Genomic DNA, 15,788 nt, shown 5'->3' with positions numbered 1-15,788 from the left:
TCTAAGGTAATCCTGAACCCACTACAGGAGAGAGCGGATGGCGAGAGTCGTGGTAATTACCGGCGGCGGAAGCGGGATTGGCGCCGCCTGCGCGCGGCTGATGACGGCAGCGGGCGATCGGGTGTTTATCACCGGACGGCGGCAACATCCACTGCGGACTCTCGCCGATGAGATAGGCGCCACGGCGCTGGTGGGCGATGCCGCCGACGGCGATGTCTGGCGGGAACGGCTGCTACCGGCAATTCTCGACCAAACCGGCGGTATCGATGTGCTCATCTGCAGCGCCGGCGGCATGGGCAATAGCGCCGCCGCCGACACCAGCGATCGCCAATGGCGAGAGGCGCTGGACGCGAACCTGAACAGCGCTTTCGTCAGCGTGCGCGCCTGCCTGCCTTCGCTTATCGCCAGCCGCGGCAATGTACTGTTCGTCGCCTCCATCGCTTCCCTTGCCGCCGGGCCGCAGGCCTGTGGCTACGTCACCGCCAAACACGCGTTAATCGGCCTGATGCGCTCCGTCGCCCGCGATTACGGCCCACAGGGCGTCCGCGCCAATGCCATCTGCCCCGGCTGGGTCACCACCCCGATGGCGGATGAAGAGATGATTCCGCTGATGCAGGAGGAAGGGTTGTCGCTTACCGAGGCCTATCAACGGGTGTGCCGCGACGTTCCGCTACGCCGCCCCGCCAGCCCCGATGAAATAGCGCAGGCCAGCCAATTTCTCTGCTCGCCGCAGGCCGCCATTATCAGCGGTGCGACGCTGGTCGCCGACGGCGGTTCCAGCATCGTCGATGTTCCAACGCTGGCGTTTACTTAACGCCCCACTCTACTCAGGAGCTCACATGACTTCAGAAGCCGTATTTATCCAGGTCGGCGCGCTGGCCGATGGTTTCGCCCCGCACGGCAACCTGCTGGCCACCGCCAGTCTGCCCGCAGGAGAACGCTTTACCTTTTATGCCGCCGGGAGCGAGCCGCAGCAGCTGATTATCGAAAATGACCAGACTCTGCTCTGGAACGGCAAACGCGCGCCCTGGCGGGCAACCGCCCTGCGCCCCGATATTCTGTTTATCGATTTTCTTGACCCGGAGCGCGATAACGCCAGTATCAGCGCGGTATGCAACCTGACGCAGCGCAACGCCACGCTGGTATACGGCCAGCTACCGGACGAAGCCGCCGCGCGGCTGGACGCCTTCAGCCGGGTAGAGCAAGGGTTGCCGCTGACCGCCGTCGAGGCGCGATTTGTCTTCGCCCGCCTGGATGCCCAGCCGGGGCCGCTGCCGGACTTTACCACCGCGCTGGTCGGCATGCGCAATCAGTACACCTATAGTCCGACCGAGCGTTATGAACACATCTATCTCAACGATAATTTTTACGCCTGGCAGTGTCTGGACGGCGTGGAAAAGGGGCTGGCGGATGTCGATCGCTGCCATTACGTACAGGTGGCGGAGGATCTCTATTTGTTCGTCTGGCGGGAGAAAATCATTCCCACGCTGGGGGCTATCTTGATCGATCTTCAGCAGATGCGCACCGATGGTAAGATCATGGGTTATCAGGGCAGTGATTTTGGCGCCTTGAGTAATTTCCCGGTCGGCGCGAGCGCGAAGATCCTCAACGTCACCCGCCATCAGGAATAATATTGCGTGGCCGGGAGAAGCACCCGGCGATATGGGAAGGGCCCATCCGGTTGAACGGGCCCTGCGGGCGCGGGTGCTTCGGCATCAGGCGCTGACGGAAATGCATGTTCAGGAGCAGAAACGGCGGGTGAGCCTGATGAGTAAAGGGGTCATGTGTCGCTACGCCGGGCAACATCCGCGGATAAGGAGCAGCTTTGCGCCGGATGGCGGCTGCGCCTTATCCGGCCTACCGTTCGTGCGGCCCGCCGTTAATTATTCACCACGCTGGCTGAAACTGCCGAGGTTGGGTGCCGCAAAATCCCCGGTGGCGCTACCGCTTACCGGGGCTACGCACTGTGCGATTTGGTAGCCCGGACAAGGCGCAACGCGCCGCCTCCGGGGTGAGGGACTGACTCAGGCGCTGGCGCTGTCGAGCCGCGCCAATTGTTCGCTGCTGAGGCTCAGCGCCGCCGCGTGGGCGAAACTTTCCACCTGCGCCAGGCTGGTGGCGCTGGCAATCGGCGCGGTAACGCCTTCCCGGCTCATCAGCCACGCCAACGCCACTTCGGCAGGCTTCGCGCGCTGTTCTTCCGCCACCGCGACCAGCGTGTCAATAATCCGCATTCCGCGTGGATTGAGATATTTAGCGATGCCGCTGCCGCGCTGGCTTTGCGCTAAATCGGACGGCTGGCGATACTTGCCGCTCAGGAAGCCGGAAGCCAGGCTGTAGTAGGTCACCACGCCTATATCGCGGCTTACGCAGAGATCGCGAAGCGCCCCTTCAAACGCGGAGCGGTGATAGAGGTTATATTCCGGCTGCAGCACCTGCCAGGCCGGAAGGCCGCCTTTACGCGCCACTTCCAGCGCCAATGACAGCTGTCCGGCGTCGAGGTTTGAAGCGCCAATCGCCCGCACCTTGCCGGCCTGCTGCACCGCCTGGAAAGCTTCTAACGTTTCATCGATCGGCGTTTCAGGATCCGGCCAGTGGGCGAAATAGAGGTCGACGTAATCCGTATTCAGGCGGCGCAACGAGTCGTCAATCGCCTGCTGGATCCAGGCTTTTTTCAATCCTTTATGGCCGGGTAGCCCCATATCAGAACCGACTTTGGTAAAGATTTTGACTTTATCGCGTATGCCGGGGCGCGCCTGTAGCCAGCGGCCAATAATGTTTTCGGATTCACCGCCCTGATTGCCTTCCGCCCAGCGGGAGTACACATCCGCCGTATCGATAGCATCAAAACCGTGGTCAACAAAAGCATCAAGAATGGCAAAACTGGTTTTCTCATCGATGGTCCAGCCAAAGACGTTGCCGCCAAATACTAATGGGGCGATGGAAAATCCGCTTTTGCCCAATGGACGTGTCATCATGCCGATTACTCCTTAGCTTATATTCTGTTTCCCTCAGATAACCGCAGGGGGTCTGAAGAGGATGTCGAGTGGATAATCAGAAAAGGAATCTTGCGGCGGGCAGTCCATGCCCGCAGGGTACACTCTGACATTATGTCCCGGAATAAACGTCAAAGCTAAAATATTTCCCGGCAAGTTTTTTGTAGGTGCCGTCGGCAAGCATTTTCGCAATCGCGCCATTTATCTCTTCGCGCAGCGCATCGTCGCCTTGACGCAGGCCAATCGCCGCCCCGGCGCCGAACAGTTTATTATCCTGCAGCTGTCCGCCAACAAAGGCGAAATCCTTGCCCTGCGGCTGCTGCAGGAAACTGTAATCGGCCATCATGCCGGAGAGCACCGCGCCATCGAGGCGGCCTGATTCAAGGTCGCGCACCACGCTATCGGCGCCCTGATAGGCGACAATGTTAATCCCCTGCGGCCGCCAGTACTGGTTCACATAAGTTTCCTGTGCCGACCCCTGTTCGACGCCGATGGTTTTCCCCTTCAGCTGTTCTGGCGTATTGCCTTTGAGGGTATTTTTACGCGCCACCAGAAATACCGGCCCGTTGTAGAGCTTATCGCTAAAGGCAATCTGCTCTTTACGCTTCTCGGTCATATACATCCCCGAAAGAATCGCATCGAACTTACGCGCTTTTAGCGCCGGGATAATGCCGTCAAAGTTGCTTTCCACCCACACGCACTTCGCCTGCAGCTGCTGGCAAATCGCGTTGCCTAAATCGATATCAAATCCCGCCAGCTTGCCCTGCGGATCTTTCCATTCAAACGGCGCAAAGGTCGGATCAACGCCAAAACGGATCTCTTTCGCCCCGGCGGCCAGCGCCGACGTCGACGCCATTAATGCCAAACATAACAACAGTGATTTTTTCATTCGAGATTTTCTCCTGGGATTAACGGCAGTGCGCTTGCACTAAACGCGCGAACAACGTCGCGCCGGTGCTGATAATGTCATCGTTAAAGTCATAACCGGGGTTATGCACCATGCAGCCGCCCTTCTCGCCTTTTTCACCGTTGCCCAGCAGGAAGTAGCAGCCCGGACGCTCGCGCAGCATAAAAGCGAAATCTTCGCTGGCGTTCATTGGCGATACCGACTCCAGCACCCCTTCGCGGCCAAAGACTTCCAGCGCCAGCGCCTGGGCGAAATCGGTCTCTTCATTACTGTTGGTTAATACCGGGTAAGAGTCGTAAATCTCGACGTCGCTGCTGGCGCCATAGCTTTTGGCGGTAAATTCGGTCAGCTCTTGAATACGCTTGATCAGCAGGTCGCGAATTTCCGGCTTCATCGCCCGCACGCTGAGCTCCATCACCACGTTCTCCGGAATCACATTCGAGGCGATGCCGGCCTGGAAAGTCCCCACGCTGACGACCGCCGTTTCACCCGGCGGCACGTTGCGCGCGACGATGCTTTGCAACGCCATCACCAGCGCCGCGCCGGCGACGATAGGATCGACGGTGCGTTCCGGATGGGCACCGTGGCCGCCGTAGCCGGTAATCGTGATTTTGACCGTGTCCGCCGAGGCCATAAAATTGCCGGCATAGAAGCCCAGCTTGCCAACCGGTAATCCCGGCATATTGTGCAGACCGAAGATGCGTTCGCAGGGGAACTGCTCAAACAGGCCATCTTTAATCATCAGATCCGCGCCGCCGATGGCTTCTTCCGCGGGCTGGAAAATCAGATGCACCGTGCCGTTAAACTGGCAGGCCGGCGAAGCGATATACTTCGCCGCCGCCAGTAAAATCGTGGTGTGGCCATCGTGGCCGCAGGCGTGCATTTTTCCAGGTACCGTACTGGCCCAGGGTAAATCGGTGGTTTCATAAATCGGTAATGCGTCCATATCGGCGCGCAGGCCAATAGTGCGCGGCGAGTCGCCTTTGCTCAGGCTGCCGACGACGCCGGTTTTACCGAGGCCGCGGGTCACCTGATAGCCCCATTCCGCCAGTTTGCCGGCAACCAGCTCGCTGGTATTAAACTCTTCCAGACTTAATTCCGGATTGGCATGTAAATAATGACGGATAGAAATCATTTCTTGTTCCGTGGCTTTAATTTCTGGAATTACACAATCAGACATGCCGTTCTCCGGGAATAGATTAAGAAGTTAACACGTTATCCTGGCTCAAAGTTTATGCAAGTAGCATTTCTAATTCCTGGAACGCCATTCGTCATATTTTTAATGCAGAAAAATCGCAGAACAAAAACCATTAAAACCGGCAAAATTTAAATATAAACGTTTATTTTCTGGGTTGGTCACCAACATTTAATCTACCATCCCCGCTTTGACTCAGTTTTAAATAAAATAAACAGCTATGAAATATCAATTACTTGTCGTTGCCTGCGCGCTGACGCTGGCAGGCTGCAGCGCTGAGGGCGACACCGCCAGCCAGCAACGCGCCAGCATTCAAAAGATGCGTACCAATACGCTCAGTAAACTCTATAGCCTGCGTCCGGAAGCACGCAGCGATATCCAGCATTCAAAGGGCTACGCGGTATTCGCCAGCAATAGCAGCAAAATATTCGTCTTCGGCTTCGGCAGCGGCTATGGTGTCGTGAAAAATAGCGCCACGGGCAAAGATACTTATATGAAAATGGCTCAGGGCGGCGCCGGTCTTGGTATGGGCGTGAAACAACAGCGCACCGTACTGGTATTTCACGACAAAGATGCGTTGAATACTTTCATTACTAAAGGCTATATGGTCGGCGCGGATGCCAACGCGGCAGCGAAATATGACGACAACGGCATCGCTCCGATAGGCGCATCGGCTAACGGCGTGGCGAAAGATACCTCTTCGCTGCCGTCAAAAGTCAACGTTTATGAAATCACCGAAAAAGGGTTGGCGGCGCAGGCGATGGTCAACGGTTATAAATACTGGCCGGATGACGAGCTGAATAAACGGTAATCCACTGCGGTCCATACAAGTTAGCATCAATAAGCCGGGTCAGACGTTAGCCTGACCCGGCGCTAATGCCATGCCGCAAGTATCATTATTTAATGACCAAGGGCGCCGCTTACCAGTATTGAGGTAATGATTCCGGTCGCCGCGGCGATCAGCACGTAATTGCCATCGATATAAGACCAGTGATGGCCCTCCGGCGGGCGCGGCAGACCACGCTCGTTCCAGTTACTGACGCGATATTCATCGCCGCGATAACGCTCCGGCGCCGGATGGCCTTTACGGAAATCGTTACCCCTCCAGGCGAAATGATCCTGTTCATGGCGCTCCTGGCGACGATCGTCATGACCGCTACGCTCCGGGCCGCGGTGGTCATTGTTGTCCTGATGGTTATCGCCAGGACCGCCCGGCTGGTGGCGTCCGTTTTGGTCACCCTGTTTCGGGCCATTCTGCCATACCTGCTGTTGCCCCGGACGATGGCCATCATTCGGGCCATCGGCAAAAGCCTGAGCGCTCAACACGCAGGATAAAATAACTGCCAGAGAAATAATCTTTTTCATAGTACACCTCCTGATATATTTCTTTTTTTACCCTGCAAATGTGGAGAAATAGTGATTAGCAAACTATCCAGGACTATTCCTGGCTAATTCAGGAGGGCAACAAAATTTAATTTCAGCGAGCGTCAGACGTAAAAAAGGCCGCTTGCGCGACCTTTTTTTGTTCTCAGCGAGTCAGTGATTACTCAGAGACTTTATTCTTTAACTCTTCAGCGCCTTGCTTGGTTTTATCCCAGCCTTTTTCGCTGACTTCTTTGGTTTTATCCCAACCTTTGCTGGCGCCTTCTTTAGTGGCATTCCAGCCTTTCTCAGTGCCTTCTTTGGTCTTATCCCAGCCCTTCTCGGCGCCTTCTTTGGTTTTATTCCAGGTTTTCTGCGTGCCTTCGCTTACCTGGCTGCCGACGCTATCGCTTTTCCCTTCAGCAGCGTGTTTGGACTTGAGCTTCAACTCTTCGCCCTGGTTCTGCGCCTGGTGCAGTTTTTCTTTTGCCGTGTTGGCATTTTCGTGGGCTGCGGCCACGGTATCATCGGTTGCATGTGTAGTGGTTGCCGCGAATACCGGAGAAGCGACCAGAATAGCGGATAGTGCAATCATTGCTTTTTTCATATTTTTCCTCTCTTAACGCGTGCTTTATGTTACGAGTCACATTCAGCATGGCATAAGCTTCTGCGCTTGGCATTAGGAAAAGTTCTTAAAACTGCCTTGCCGCTATTCCGTCATTTTAGTGATCGAGATAGAGATAGCTTTCCCAGCTTTTCATGCGGATGAGGATCTTTCTTATCAGCGACAGGTGCTCAAAATGCTGCGAATAGACGGCGGCTTCGACATCCGCCCCCTGCGGCAGCTGATAGTTTGCCAGACGGTCGTCAGTCACTTTTAATACCACCAGCGCTCGGCCGCGCGCCGCCAGATCGTTGGCCGTCAGCAACGTCCCCTGCCCCTGAAACTGGCTTTCGCCAATCGCCGGCAGCACTTCCGCTACCTGCGCTTTAAACACGGTTCCCGGAATAGAGGGGAACAGTAATTCAGCCTGCTCACCTTTTTGCAAACGCTGCAGCGCGTTCTGGCGGAATGCGGCGACGTATTCACGTGAATTCACATTATCCGTCGGCACAAACGTCATCACCGGCTTCAGCCCCAGCGCGGTGGACATCGTTCCCGGACGCAGGCCGACGGTACTGACGTAACCGTCAGACGGCGCGCGCACCACCGTGTTATCGAGCTTAAATTGCGCCTCGCGCAGTTGCGCCAGCAGCGAAGCGACTTTGGTGTTCTCACCGTGCACCACCGAATTGAGATCGTTACGCGCCTGTGCGACCTTTGCCCGGGCGGCGTCAACCGCCGCCTGCGTCGCTTTCCAGTTCTGGCGACGCGTATCGACCATCTGATCGGAAAAAGCCCCTTTATCATGACCGGCCTGGAAGCGGGCGTATTCACGCTGGGCCCGATCGCGCTCGGCGACCGCTTTGCTTAAATCAGCCTGCGCGCTGGTTAACCCCGCATCAAGCGACAACGCATCCTGGCTTGCCGCTTTCACCTGCGCGGTCAGGTCGTCGACTTTCGCCTGGAACGGGGTTGGGTCGATGGTGAAGAGGATGTCGCCTTCATGCAGTATCTGATTTGGTTTTACCGGCACGCTGGTAACTCGCCCGCGGGTTTGCGAAACAATGGGCACCGTGCGGTAAACCTGTTTCCCGACTTCGCTATAGGGGAAGTTATAATTCATACCGAGGATTAACATGCCAATCAGTATTACGCCGCCTAATACCGCCGTGGGAACCGTCCATTTATTTAATGGAATACGGAATACCTTAAATATCACGATACATAGTGCGGCATAACATAGCAGTAATAACGTCTCCATTATTTACCCTCCTGATTGACGGCGCTATTTTTCAGACGATTTAATTCCGCCTGCATCGCATCCAGACGCTGATGTAAATCGTGTTGTTCGGCGTTTAACTGTTGCATTCCCCAACCACGGTCTTCCCGCCACAGCGTGGCCCAGATCCACAAAAACGGCCACAGCACATGCAGTGTAAACAGGCTCACCCAGCCGGCGTAATGAATCGCATCCTGGTGCGGATGATTTCTTTTTTTGGCAATTTCATAGGGAATATCGTGGATCACGATAATTCCATAAAATAAAATCAGCACCACCGCAATCAGGATGGCTAAAGCAATATAATCCAGGGTCATAAAATAACTCCAGAATGTGTGACGTATTTCACATTCACTTTATACAGGCGTCAGCAAGCCCGGCATGATCGCCCTGACAACTGACCATATTAATCAGAATTTATCCGGTATTTTTCGGTCGATAGAAATCAGTTGACCTTTTTTCACCGTGATATAGCCGCCTTCTTTTAACGCGGCTAAAACCTGATAAACATAGCTGCGCGAAAGATTGGTCCGTTTAATAATAAAAGCGGACAGGCTTTCACGTTTTCCACAATCGATCTCGTTACGGTACAGATAACGCGATAGCATCGATTTTATGGTCTGAAAACCGGACAGGTTACCGCGCTCGTTGTGCGCATCGAGGGCAAAAATGCCCATGTAGGCCAGAATAGTCGTCAGCTCTTTCATATACTCCGGCGAAGAGTAAAAGAAGATACGCTCGAAATCCTCCACGCTGATTCTGGCGAAACGGCAGCGATCGAGGCATTGGTACAGCAGTTCTACCGCCGGGCAATAGTGCTCAAGCAGGCCAACCGGCATATGTTCGATCACGATCCCTAGCAGATTATCAGGCTCGCTTACGGCGAGAGTGATTTTCCCGGAAAGCAGAAAGTAAATAAACCCAGCCTGCGGCTGAAAACGCTCGCCAGGGGCCAATTCGATGCTTTCGCTACAGGCGGTCACATCCGGGAGATGCGCATTTAACTGCAGCTTCTGGTAGCAGGCATGAATACGACCAAAACTGCTGTTCAACTTCCCCGTATCCATTGCCGTACTTTCCCGTATCACCGACGTCATCAAATATATATAAGGCAAAGCGAGGGGAAAAGTCCACAGCTGGAGTTTTGGCGTAAAGATATGTGCAGCAAGACTATTTCGCCTCTCCGCGATGCAATAAATCAGCATATATCGCCGTTAAAATCCCGCCAGGGCGAAATTGCTTTTTAATCCACTGCGTCACCTGGCCGGTTGCGGCATGCTGTGTCGCCAGCAGCATGCCGGAATCCTGACGCGGGTTGTGGATCTGACGAATCACCAGCAGTTTCTCGGCTATCGCTTCGTTCACCATATAGTCCGGTAAAAAACCGATCCCCTCACCGAGGATCTGACACTGGCATTTAGTATTGAAGTCAGGAACCAGGATCGCTTCCTGGCCATGCAGCAGCCAACCGACCTTTTTATTGATCGTGCTGGCGGTGTCCTCAACCATGATATTGGGGTAAAGGCGCAGCTGGCTTTCCGAGATAGGCTCGGGCATAAACGCCAGCGGATGATCCGGGGCAATAGCAAACACCCAGCGGATCGCGCCGATCTCGGTATAATCGATACCGCCGCCGTCGAGCAGCGTGTCCGGCGCGCCGATGGCAATATTCGCCTGGTTATTGATGATCGAATCCCAGACGCCGTTGTACACCTCGGTGGTGACGGTTATCTGACAGGTGGGAAACTGTTTTTTCAGCACCTGCAGCAGGCGGGCGGTATGGCGAGGCGTGTATAGCAGTTGGTTAATGCAGATCCGCACCCGCGCTTCGATGCCTTGCGAGATAGTATCTATGCTGCGCTTTATCGCGTGGAAATCATTAAGCAGATCGGTGGCCTTGCGAAACAGATAGTAGCCGGATTCCGTCAGTTCAATGCTGCGGGTGTTGCGGGTAAACAGCACTACGTCCAGCCCGGCTTCCATCCGTTTGATGGTATAGCTGATGGCTGAGGTGGTTAACCCCAGCTCGTCGGCCGCCTTGCTGAAGCTGCCAAAACGCGCCGCGGTGGTGAATGCCAGCAGATTTTCTTCAGTAAAAATCGAGTTCATGCGCCCTTCCCGCTTCCGCTAAACCATACGTAAGCTGAATGTATTGGTTACTGTGGCGAGGGGCAATCATTTTTGAACAATGCTTAACACCCGTAGTGAATTCAGGCTCGCTCCTTACTGGTCGCCTCGCTGAGTTTGCGCCCGCTATATTCTGAAATAAAGCCGACGCAGTTGCCCGCCAGAAATCCCAACAGAGTCACCGTCCAGTTCAGACCGGTGGCGAAAAAGAGCGTCATGCCGAGGAAGCCGCCGGGAATAAACGAGGTTAGCGTGAAACGCCCCTGCCAGACGATGACTGCCGAAAATGGCACCGTGGTAATGACACTTGCCCAGAACCCCGACATACCGCTGGCCGAGGCGAGAGCGCCGGCGGCCAGCGCCGCCAGCCACGCCCACACCGCCCCGGAATAGTTAACGCACAGGCTTTTCACAAAACCGCTTTTACCGCCCCCTGCCGCATAGAAACTACAGAACGCGACGAAGCCGATGGTTCCCAATAATTCCCAACCGTGCTGCAGCCCGACGTGCGAGGAAATTAGCTGCCAAACGCCTGCGCAAATACCGACGGTGATCCCCGTAGCGGTGAGTCCGTTCATCTCTTTCCCCTCTGAAAAAAGATCGATGATATTGCTTTCTGACGGCAACTATATCGAAAGAAAACCCGATTGCGTTAAAGGACAAAGGCATAAAAGAAGTAAACATTGCTCTGCCGCACAGTCTGCATCAATTATTGAAATTTATTCAATAATCCCCCGGATTATGGCGAATAAAATTTAAGCGGGTTCTTTTATCTATTTCTGGTTGCTATGCTCAAGCCATCAAGAAAGTCTCAGCCGCAACAACAGGAGCAAGGTGATGGCGACGGAAAATATTATTGCTGACTATCTTTTGGCTGCAGAGCAGGGAAATATCGCGAAATTAAAAGCCTGCTTAGCAAGCGGCATCGATATTAATGCCAGTAATCGCCAGGGGCGAACCGCCATTACCCTCGCCAGCCTGAATAAACATTATGCTTGTGTTTCTATTCTTATTGCCGCTGGCGTAGATATTAATAAGCAGGACCAGACCTGTTTTAACCCGTTTTTAATCAGCTGTCTGAATAACGACGCCGAACTACTGCGCTTAATTTTGCCGGCAAATCCCGACCTCGAACGATTAACGCGTTTCGGCGGCGTTGGTCTGACGCCGGCCTGTGAAAAAGGCCATCTTGAAATCGTGAAAATATTGCTGACGGAAACGGATATTAACGTGAACCACACCAATTTCGTCGGCTGGACGCCGCTGCTGGAAGCGATTGTCTTAAACGACGGCGGCGCGACGCAGCAGGAGATCGTCAAACTGCTGCTGGATCACGGCGCCAACCCGCATATGACCGATAAGTATGGTAAATCGCCGCTGGAGCTGGCATGGGATAAGGGATTCAGTGAAATCGCCCACCTGCTGGTCGCCGTCGGAGCCTGAGGAAGGAGAATCGCCATTAACACCTCCTCGCGGTGGTGTGTGCAAGCGCTAACTGCGGATACCCGCTTTCTCGCACAGCGCGGCGGTGGACGGGTCGGGCAGGTTTTCACCCATGCGGTAAACCTGCTCACCCCGGGCAAACCAGGGCTTCTGACGCTGCTGTGCGAAACCTCTGACAATGCGCCCAATAGCTGTAGGTTAGCACTCACCCACTTTGACAACCTGTTCCGGCCAGGGGAAAGCGTCCGGTTTACCGATTCAGGAATTTACATTGGCGATAATAAATGGATAGACATCCACCGGTGTAAGCGCTGGCAAACGCCGCGAGCGGTATTAAACGCGGCAACATTTAACCTGATAGCCTGGCGACGATGGCACAACATTATCGTTACGCAGTTACATGAGGATGATACGTTATTTCTCTATCGCGGCGACAATCCCTTTTATCACGCAATGAGTCGTGAATTACAGCAGCGACGGGAAATATTATTTAAAGCACTTCACGAAAATAAAAATATCGGCGCCGCTGTGGCGAACATGATCGGATTAGGCATTGGCCTGACGCCATCGGCGGATGATTATTTGCTAGGTCTAAGCGTTATTTTATTCATAAAGGGACACCCGGCTAACCAATACCGGAATGCTTTTATAACCGCGCTGCAGAGCGCCCAACAAAATACTACGCCGCTCAGCGCGATTACGCTGGAGGCGGCGATTAATCAGCATTATCGAGAAAGTATCGCCGTGTTGATTAACCTGATGGTTAATCAACCGACAACCTTTTCTATTGAGGCTATTGCCAATATTAAAAATATTGGCTCAAGTTCCGGCAGCGACATGCTATTGGGTATGGCGGATGCCTGCGCGCTGAGCCAAACGTATGGAGGGAATAATGTCAGTTAAAATAGTGGTGAAGAAGAATACCTATTTTGATTCGGTCTCATTAATGTCGATTTCCACCCGCGCTAATAAGCTCGATGGCGTAGAGCAGGCATTTGTGGCGATGGCGACGGAAATGAACAAAGGGGTGCTGAATAACCTGGGGCTGCTGACGCCGGAGCTGGAAGCGGCGAAAAACGGCGACCTGATGATCGTCATCAACGTCAAAGACGGCGCCGATAGCGAACAGATACTCAGTGAAATAGAAGCGCTGTTCAGCAAAAAGGCCGAAAGCGGCCAGCACGAAGCGCGCTACGCCACCCTCGCCAGCGCCAAAAAACATCTTCCGCAAAGTAACCTCGCGATTATTTCGGTCAACGGTCTGTTTGCCGCTCGCGAAGCGCGTCAGGCGCTGCAAAACGATCTTAACGTGATGTTGTTTTCCGATAACGTCTCTATTGACGACGAACTGGCGCTGAAACAGCTGGCCCACGAAAAGGGATTGTTGATGATGGGGCCAGACTGCGGCACCGCCATTATTAACGGCGCGGCGCTGTGCTTCGGTAACGCGGTTCGCCGCGGCAACATCGGCATTATCGGCGCCTCCGGCACCGGTAGCCAGGAGCTGAGCGTCCGTATCCATGATTTCGGCGGCGGGATCTCGCAGCTAATCGGTACCGGCGGTCGCGATCTGAGTGAGAAAATCGGCGGCCTGATGATGCTCGACGCCATTCAGATGCTGGAAGCCGATCCGCAAACGGAAATTATCGTCCTTGTTTCCAAACCGCCGGCGCCGACGGTGGCGAAAAAAGTGCTCGAACGCGCCCGCGCCTGCCGTAAACCGGTGGTGGCGTGCTTCCTCGGCCGCGCCGAGCCCCCCGCCGATGAGCAAGGTCTGCAGTTCGCCCGCGGCACCAAAGAAGCGGCGCTGAAGGCCGTTCTGCTGAGCGGTATTAAGCAAGAGAACCTCGATCTGCATCCGCTAAATCAAGCGCTTATCGCCGAAGTGCGCGCGCAGCTCACGCCGCAGCAGAAATACATTCGCGGCCTGTTCTGCGGCGGTACCCTGTGCGATGAAACCATGTTCGCGGTACTGGAAAAACACGCGGATGTTTATAGCAACATTCAGCCGGATCCGGCTTATCGCCTGAGCGATATCAATCGCAGCATCAAACACACCTTCCTCGATTTCGGCGATGACGATTTCACCAACGGTAAGCCGCACCCGATGATCGACCCGACCAACCGTATCAGCCGCCTGCTGCAGGAAGCGCGCGATCCCGAAGTGGCGGTCATCGTCATGGACTTCGTGCTGGGCTTCGGGGCGCATGAAGATCCGGTGGGTTCGACGATCGCGGCGATCGAAGAGGCCAAAGCCATTGCCGCCGCCGATGGCCGCCCATTGACGATCCTCGCTTACGTGTTAGGCACCGACATCGATACGCCGTCGCTGGAGCAACAGCGCCAGATGCTGCTTGACGCTGGCGTCATTCTGGCCAGCAGCAGCACCAATACCGGTTTGCTGGCGCGTGAATTTATCTGCAAAGGGGAGCAAGCCTGATGAGCCAGTCGCTATTTAACCAGCCGTTGAACGTGATTAACGTCGGTATCGCCATGTTCAGCGACGATTTGAAAAAGCAGCATACCGCCGTCACCCAGCTCGACTGGACGCCGCCGGGCCAGGGCAATTTGCAGCTGGTTGAGGCGCTGGATCGCATCGCCGGCTCGCCGCTGGCCGATAAAATCGCCGCCGCCAACCAGCAGGCGCTGGAGCGTATTATTCAATCGCACCCGGTGCTGATCGGTTTTGATCAGGCCATTAACGTCGTGCCGGGCATGACGCCAAAAACCATTCTGCATGCTGGCCCGCCGGTGGAATGGCAAAACATGTGCGGCGCCATGAAAGGCGCGGTCACCGGCGCGCTGGTCTTTGAAGGGCTGGCGAAAGATCTGGATGAAGCGGCCGAGCTTGCCGCCTCCGGTGAAATTACCTTCTCACCCTGTCACGAACACGACTGCGTGGGTTCGATGGCGGGCGTGACGTCGGCGTCGATGTTCATGCATATCGTCGAGAACAAAACCTACGGCAATATCGCTTATACCAACATGAGCGAGCAGATGGCGAAGATCCTGCGCATGGGGGCTAACGATAAGAGCGTGATCGATCGTCTGAACTGGATGCGCGACGTCCAGGGCCCCATGCTGCGCGACGCCATGAAGATCATCGGCGAAATCGATCTGCGCTTAATGCTGGCGCAGGCGCTGCACATGGGCGATGAGTGCCATAACCGCAACAACGCCGGTACCACCCTGCTGATTCAGGCGCTCACGCCGGGGATTATTCAGGCCGGTTATCCGGTAGAGCAGCAGCGCGAGGTGTTCGAATTTGTCGCCAGCAGCGATTACTTCTCCGGCCCGACGTGGATGGCGATGTGTAAAGCGGCGATGGACGCGGCCCACGGCATTGAATACAGCACCGTGGTCACCACCATGGCGCGCAACGGCGTCGAGTTCGGACTGCGGGTCAGCGGCCTGCCGGGACAGTGGTTTACCGGCCCGGCGCAGCAGGTGATAGGTCCGATGTTTGCCGGTTTTAAACCGGAAGACTCCGGCCTTGATATCGGCGACAGCGCAATTACCGAAACCTATGGCATCGGTGGTTTCGCCATGGCGACGGCGCCGGCTATCGTCGCGCTGGTCGGCGGAACGGTAGAAGAAGCGGTCGATTTCTCGCGCCAGATGCGTGAAATCACCCTTGGCGAAAATCCGAACGTCACCATTCCGCTGCTCGGCTTTATGGGGATCCCGACCGCTATCGACATCACCCGCGTCGGCAGCAGCGGTATTTTACCGGTGATCAACACCGCTATCGCCCATAAAGACGCCGGGATCGGCATGATCGGCGCCGGGATTGTCCACCCGCCGTTCGCCTGTTTCGAAAAAGCGGTCCTCAGCTGGTGCGATCGTTACGACGTTTAACGTTGTAGCCCGGGCGA

Annotated in this window: 18 protein-coding genes; 8 read left to right on the top strand and 10 right to left on the bottom strand. The window is 55.2% G+C overall.

Annotated elements, in window-relative coordinates; translation table 11 throughout:
* Positions 1-37 precede the first annotated feature (37 nt).
* The 3 genes from PGR09_RS01635 to PGR09_RS01625 are packed head-to-tail and all read left to right on the top strand — an operon-like array spanning position 38 to position 1,980.
* Positions 38-814: an SDR family NAD(P)-dependent oxidoreductase gene (locus PGR09_RS01635; RefSeq protein ID WP_315709617.1), complete on the top strand. Its 777-nt coding sequence runs from the start codon at positions 38-40 to the stop codon at positions 812-814.
* Positions 815-839: 25 nt separating this feature from the next.
* Positions 840-1,631: a MoaF C-terminal domain-containing protein gene (locus tag PGR09_RS01630; protein ID WP_045393381.1), complete on the top strand. Its 792-nt coding sequence runs from the start codon at positions 840-842 to the stop codon at positions 1,629-1,631.
* Between the two features lie 31 nt (positions 1,632-1,662).
* Positions 1,663-1,980 (top strand): hypothetical protein, encoded by a 318-nt coding sequence (locus PGR09_RS01625; protein WP_315712903.1) that lies wholly within the window; start codon positions 1,663-1,665, stop codon positions 1,978-1,980.
* Positions 1,981-2,024: 44 nt separating this feature from the next.
* Here the strand turns inward: PGR09_RS01625 and PGR09_RS01620 are convergent, their stop codons facing one another.
* The 3 genes from PGR09_RS01620 to PGR09_RS01610 all read right to left on the bottom strand — a co-directional run bounded on the left by PGR09_RS01620 (position 2,025) and on the right by PGR09_RS01610 (position 5,083).
* Positions 2,025-2,978 carry an aldo/keto reductase gene (locus PGR09_RS01620; RefSeq protein WP_430915746.1) on the bottom strand — a complete coding sequence of 318 codons (954 nt, stop codon included), beginning with the start codon at positions 2,976-2,978 and terminating at the stop codon, positions 2,025-2,027.
* Positions 2,979-3,108: 130 nt separating this feature from the next.
* Positions 3,109-3,885 (bottom strand): ABC transporter substrate-binding protein, encoded by a 777-nt coding sequence (locus PGR09_RS01615; protein ID WP_015367838.1) that lies wholly within the window; start codon positions 3,883-3,885, stop codon positions 3,109-3,111.
* 19 nt (positions 3,886-3,904) lie between these two features.
* On the bottom strand, positions 3,905-5,083 hold the full coding sequence (locus PGR09_RS01610; protein ID WP_315709611.1) for a M20 aminoacylase family protein: 1,179 nt from the start codon (positions 5,081-5,083) through the stop codon (positions 3,905-3,907).
* Positions 5,084-5,318: 235 nt separating this feature from the next.
* Here PGR09_RS01610 and PGR09_RS01605 point away from each other — a divergent pair, with 235 nt between their 5' ends.
* A complete protein-coding gene (locus PGR09_RS01605; RefSeq protein ID WP_045393390.1) occupies positions 5,319-5,909 on the top strand; it encodes a YSC84-related protein in 591 nt (196 codons plus the stop codon).
* Between the two features lie 89 nt (positions 5,910-5,998).
* On the opposite strand, the gene PGR09_RS01600 is transcribed toward PGR09_RS01605, so the two are convergent.
* From PGR09_RS01600 to PGR09_RS01570, 7 genes are all read right to left on the bottom strand, one after another.
* The gene (locus PGR09_RS01600; protein WP_045393392.1) at positions 5,999-6,463 is read right to left on the bottom strand and encodes an RcnB family protein; all 465 of its coding nucleotides are present in this window, start codon (positions 6,461-6,463) and stop codon (positions 5,999-6,001) included.
* Between the two features lie 178 nt (positions 6,464-6,641).
* Positions 6,642-7,067: a hypothetical protein gene (locus tag PGR09_RS01595; protein WP_047068162.1), complete on the bottom strand. Its 426-nt coding sequence runs from the start codon at positions 7,065-7,067 to the stop codon at positions 6,642-6,644.
* 115 nt (positions 7,068-7,182) lie between these two features.
* Positions 7,183-8,325: an HlyD family secretion protein gene (locus tag PGR09_RS01590; protein ID WP_213797377.1), complete on the bottom strand. Its 1,143-nt coding sequence runs from the start codon at positions 8,323-8,325 to the stop codon at positions 7,183-7,185.
* A complete protein-coding gene (locus tag PGR09_RS01585; protein WP_045361908.1) occupies positions 8,325-8,660 on the bottom strand; it encodes a DUF3302 domain-containing protein in 336 nt (111 codons plus the stop codon). The genes PGR09_RS01590 and PGR09_RS01585 overlap by 1 nt, the downstream gene beginning before the upstream one ends.
* Positions 8,661-8,753: 93 nt before the next feature.
* A complete protein-coding gene (locus PGR09_RS01580) occupies positions 8,754-9,395 on the bottom strand; it encodes a helix-turn-helix domain-containing protein (protein WP_430915836.1) in 642 nt (213 codons plus the stop codon).
* A 118-nt stretch (positions 9,396-9,513) separates the two neighbouring features.
* Complete coding sequence (locus PGR09_RS01575) at positions 9,514-10,452, bottom strand: LysR substrate-binding domain-containing protein (protein ID WP_047049447.1); 939 nt, start codon at positions 10,450-10,452, stop codon at positions 9,514-9,516.
* Positions 10,453-10,553: 101 nt separating this feature from the next.
* The gene (locus tag PGR09_RS01570; RefSeq protein ID WP_047049449.1) at positions 10,554-11,048 is read right to left on the bottom strand and encodes a DUF1097 domain-containing protein; all 495 of its coding nucleotides are present in this window, start codon (positions 11,046-11,048) and stop codon (positions 10,554-10,556) included.
* A gap of 259 nt (positions 11,049-11,307) precedes the next feature.
* On the opposite strand from PGR09_RS01570, the gene PGR09_RS01565 reads away from it, so the two are divergent.
* The 4 genes from PGR09_RS01565 to PGR09_RS01550 are packed head-to-tail and all read left to right on the top strand — an operon-like array spanning position 11,308 to position 15,771.
* Positions 11,308-11,913, top strand: a complete 606-nt coding sequence (locus tag PGR09_RS01565) for an ankyrin repeat domain-containing protein (RefSeq protein ID WP_316422892.1) — start codon at positions 11,308-11,310, stop codon at positions 11,911-11,913.
* A gap of 39 nt (positions 11,914-11,952) precedes the next feature.
* The gene (locus PGR09_RS01560) at positions 11,953-12,816 is read left to right on the top strand and encodes a DUF2877 domain-containing protein (RefSeq protein ID WP_430915743.1); all 864 of its coding nucleotides are present in this window, start codon (positions 11,953-11,955) and stop codon (positions 12,814-12,816) included.
* The gene (fdrA, locus tag PGR09_RS01555) at positions 12,806-14,353 is read left to right on the top strand and encodes an acyl-CoA synthetase FdrA (RefSeq protein WP_430915742.1); all 1,548 of its coding nucleotides are present in this window, start codon (positions 12,806-12,808) and stop codon (positions 14,351-14,353) included. Before PGR09_RS01560 ends, fdrA begins: the two co-directional genes overlap by 11 nt.
* On the top strand, positions 14,353-15,771 hold the full coding sequence (locus tag PGR09_RS01550) for a DUF1116 domain-containing protein (protein WP_348874728.1): 1,419 nt from the start codon (positions 14,353-14,355) through the stop codon (positions 15,769-15,771). The genes fdrA and PGR09_RS01550 overlap by 1 nt, the downstream gene beginning before the upstream one ends.
* Positions 15,772-15,788: the final 17 nt, after the last annotated feature.

Origin of the sequence: Klebsiella sp. 141251 (genome assembly GCF_050600725.1) — a bacterium.
Classification (GTDB): domain Bacteria; phylum Pseudomonadota; class Gammaproteobacteria; order Enterobacterales; family Enterobacteriaceae; genus Klebsiella; species Klebsiella aerogenes.
The sequence above is the reverse complement of the archived record's forward strand: the minus strand, read 5'-3'. Positions and strand labels throughout refer to the sequence as shown.

Bases quoted from the DNA above. Each gene is read 5' to 3' on its own strand.
- PGR09_RS01635 (WP_315709617.1), top strand. From the start codon at position 38: ATGGCGAGAGTCGTGGTAATTACCGGCGGCGGAAGCGGGATTGGCGCC.
- PGR09_RS01630 (WP_045393381.1), top strand. From the start codon at position 840: ATGACTTCAGAAGCCGTATTTATCCAGGTCGGCGCGCTGGCCGATGGT.
- PGR09_RS01625 (WP_315712903.1), top strand. From the start codon at position 1,663: ATGGGAAGGGCCCATCCGGTTGAACGGGCCCTGCGGGCGCGGGTGCTT.
- PGR09_RS01620 (WP_430915746.1), bottom strand. From the start codon at position 2,978: ATGATGACACGTCCATTGGGCAAAAGCGGATTTTCCATCGCCCCATTA.
- PGR09_RS01615 (WP_015367838.1), bottom strand. From the start codon at position 3,885: ATGAAAAAATCACTGTTGTTATGTTTGGCATTAATGGCGTCGACGTCG.
- PGR09_RS01610 (WP_315709611.1), bottom strand. From the start codon at position 5,083: ATGTCTGATTGTGTAATTCCAGAAATTAAAGCCACGGAACAAGAAATG.
- PGR09_RS01605 (WP_045393390.1), top strand. From the start codon at position 5,319: ATGAAATATCAATTACTTGTCGTTGCCTGCGCGCTGACGCTGGCAGGC.
- PGR09_RS01600 (WP_045393392.1), bottom strand. From the start codon at position 6,463: ATGAAAAAGATTATTTCTCTGGCAGTTATTTTATCCTGCGTGTTGAGC.
- PGR09_RS01595 (WP_047068162.1), bottom strand. From the start codon at position 7,067: ATGAAAAAAGCAATGATTGCACTATCCGCTATTCTGGTCGCTTCTCCG.
- PGR09_RS01590 (WP_213797377.1), bottom strand. From the start codon at position 8,325: ATGGAGACGTTATTACTGCTATGTTATGCCGCACTATGTATCGTGATA.
- PGR09_RS01585 (WP_045361908.1), bottom strand. From the start codon at position 8,660: ATGACCCTGGATTATATTGCTTTAGCCATCCTGATTGCGGTGGTGCTG.
- PGR09_RS01575 (WP_047049447.1), bottom strand. From the start codon at position 10,452: ATGAACTCGATTTTTACTGAAGAAAATCTGCTGGCATTCACCACCGCG.
- PGR09_RS01570 (WP_047049449.1), bottom strand. From the start codon at position 11,048: ATGAACGGACTCACCGCTACGGGGATCACCGTCGGTATTTGCGCAGGC.
- PGR09_RS01565 (WP_316422892.1), top strand. From the start codon at position 11,308: ATGGCGACGGAAAATATTATTGCTGACTATCTTTTGGCTGCAGAGCAG.
- fdrA (WP_430915742.1), top strand. From the start codon at position 12,806: ATGTCAGTTAAAATAGTGGTGAAGAAGAATACCTATTTTGATTCGGTC.
- PGR09_RS01550 (WP_348874728.1), top strand. From the start codon at position 14,353: ATGAGCCAGTCGCTATTTAACCAGCCGTTGAACGTGATTAACGTCGGT.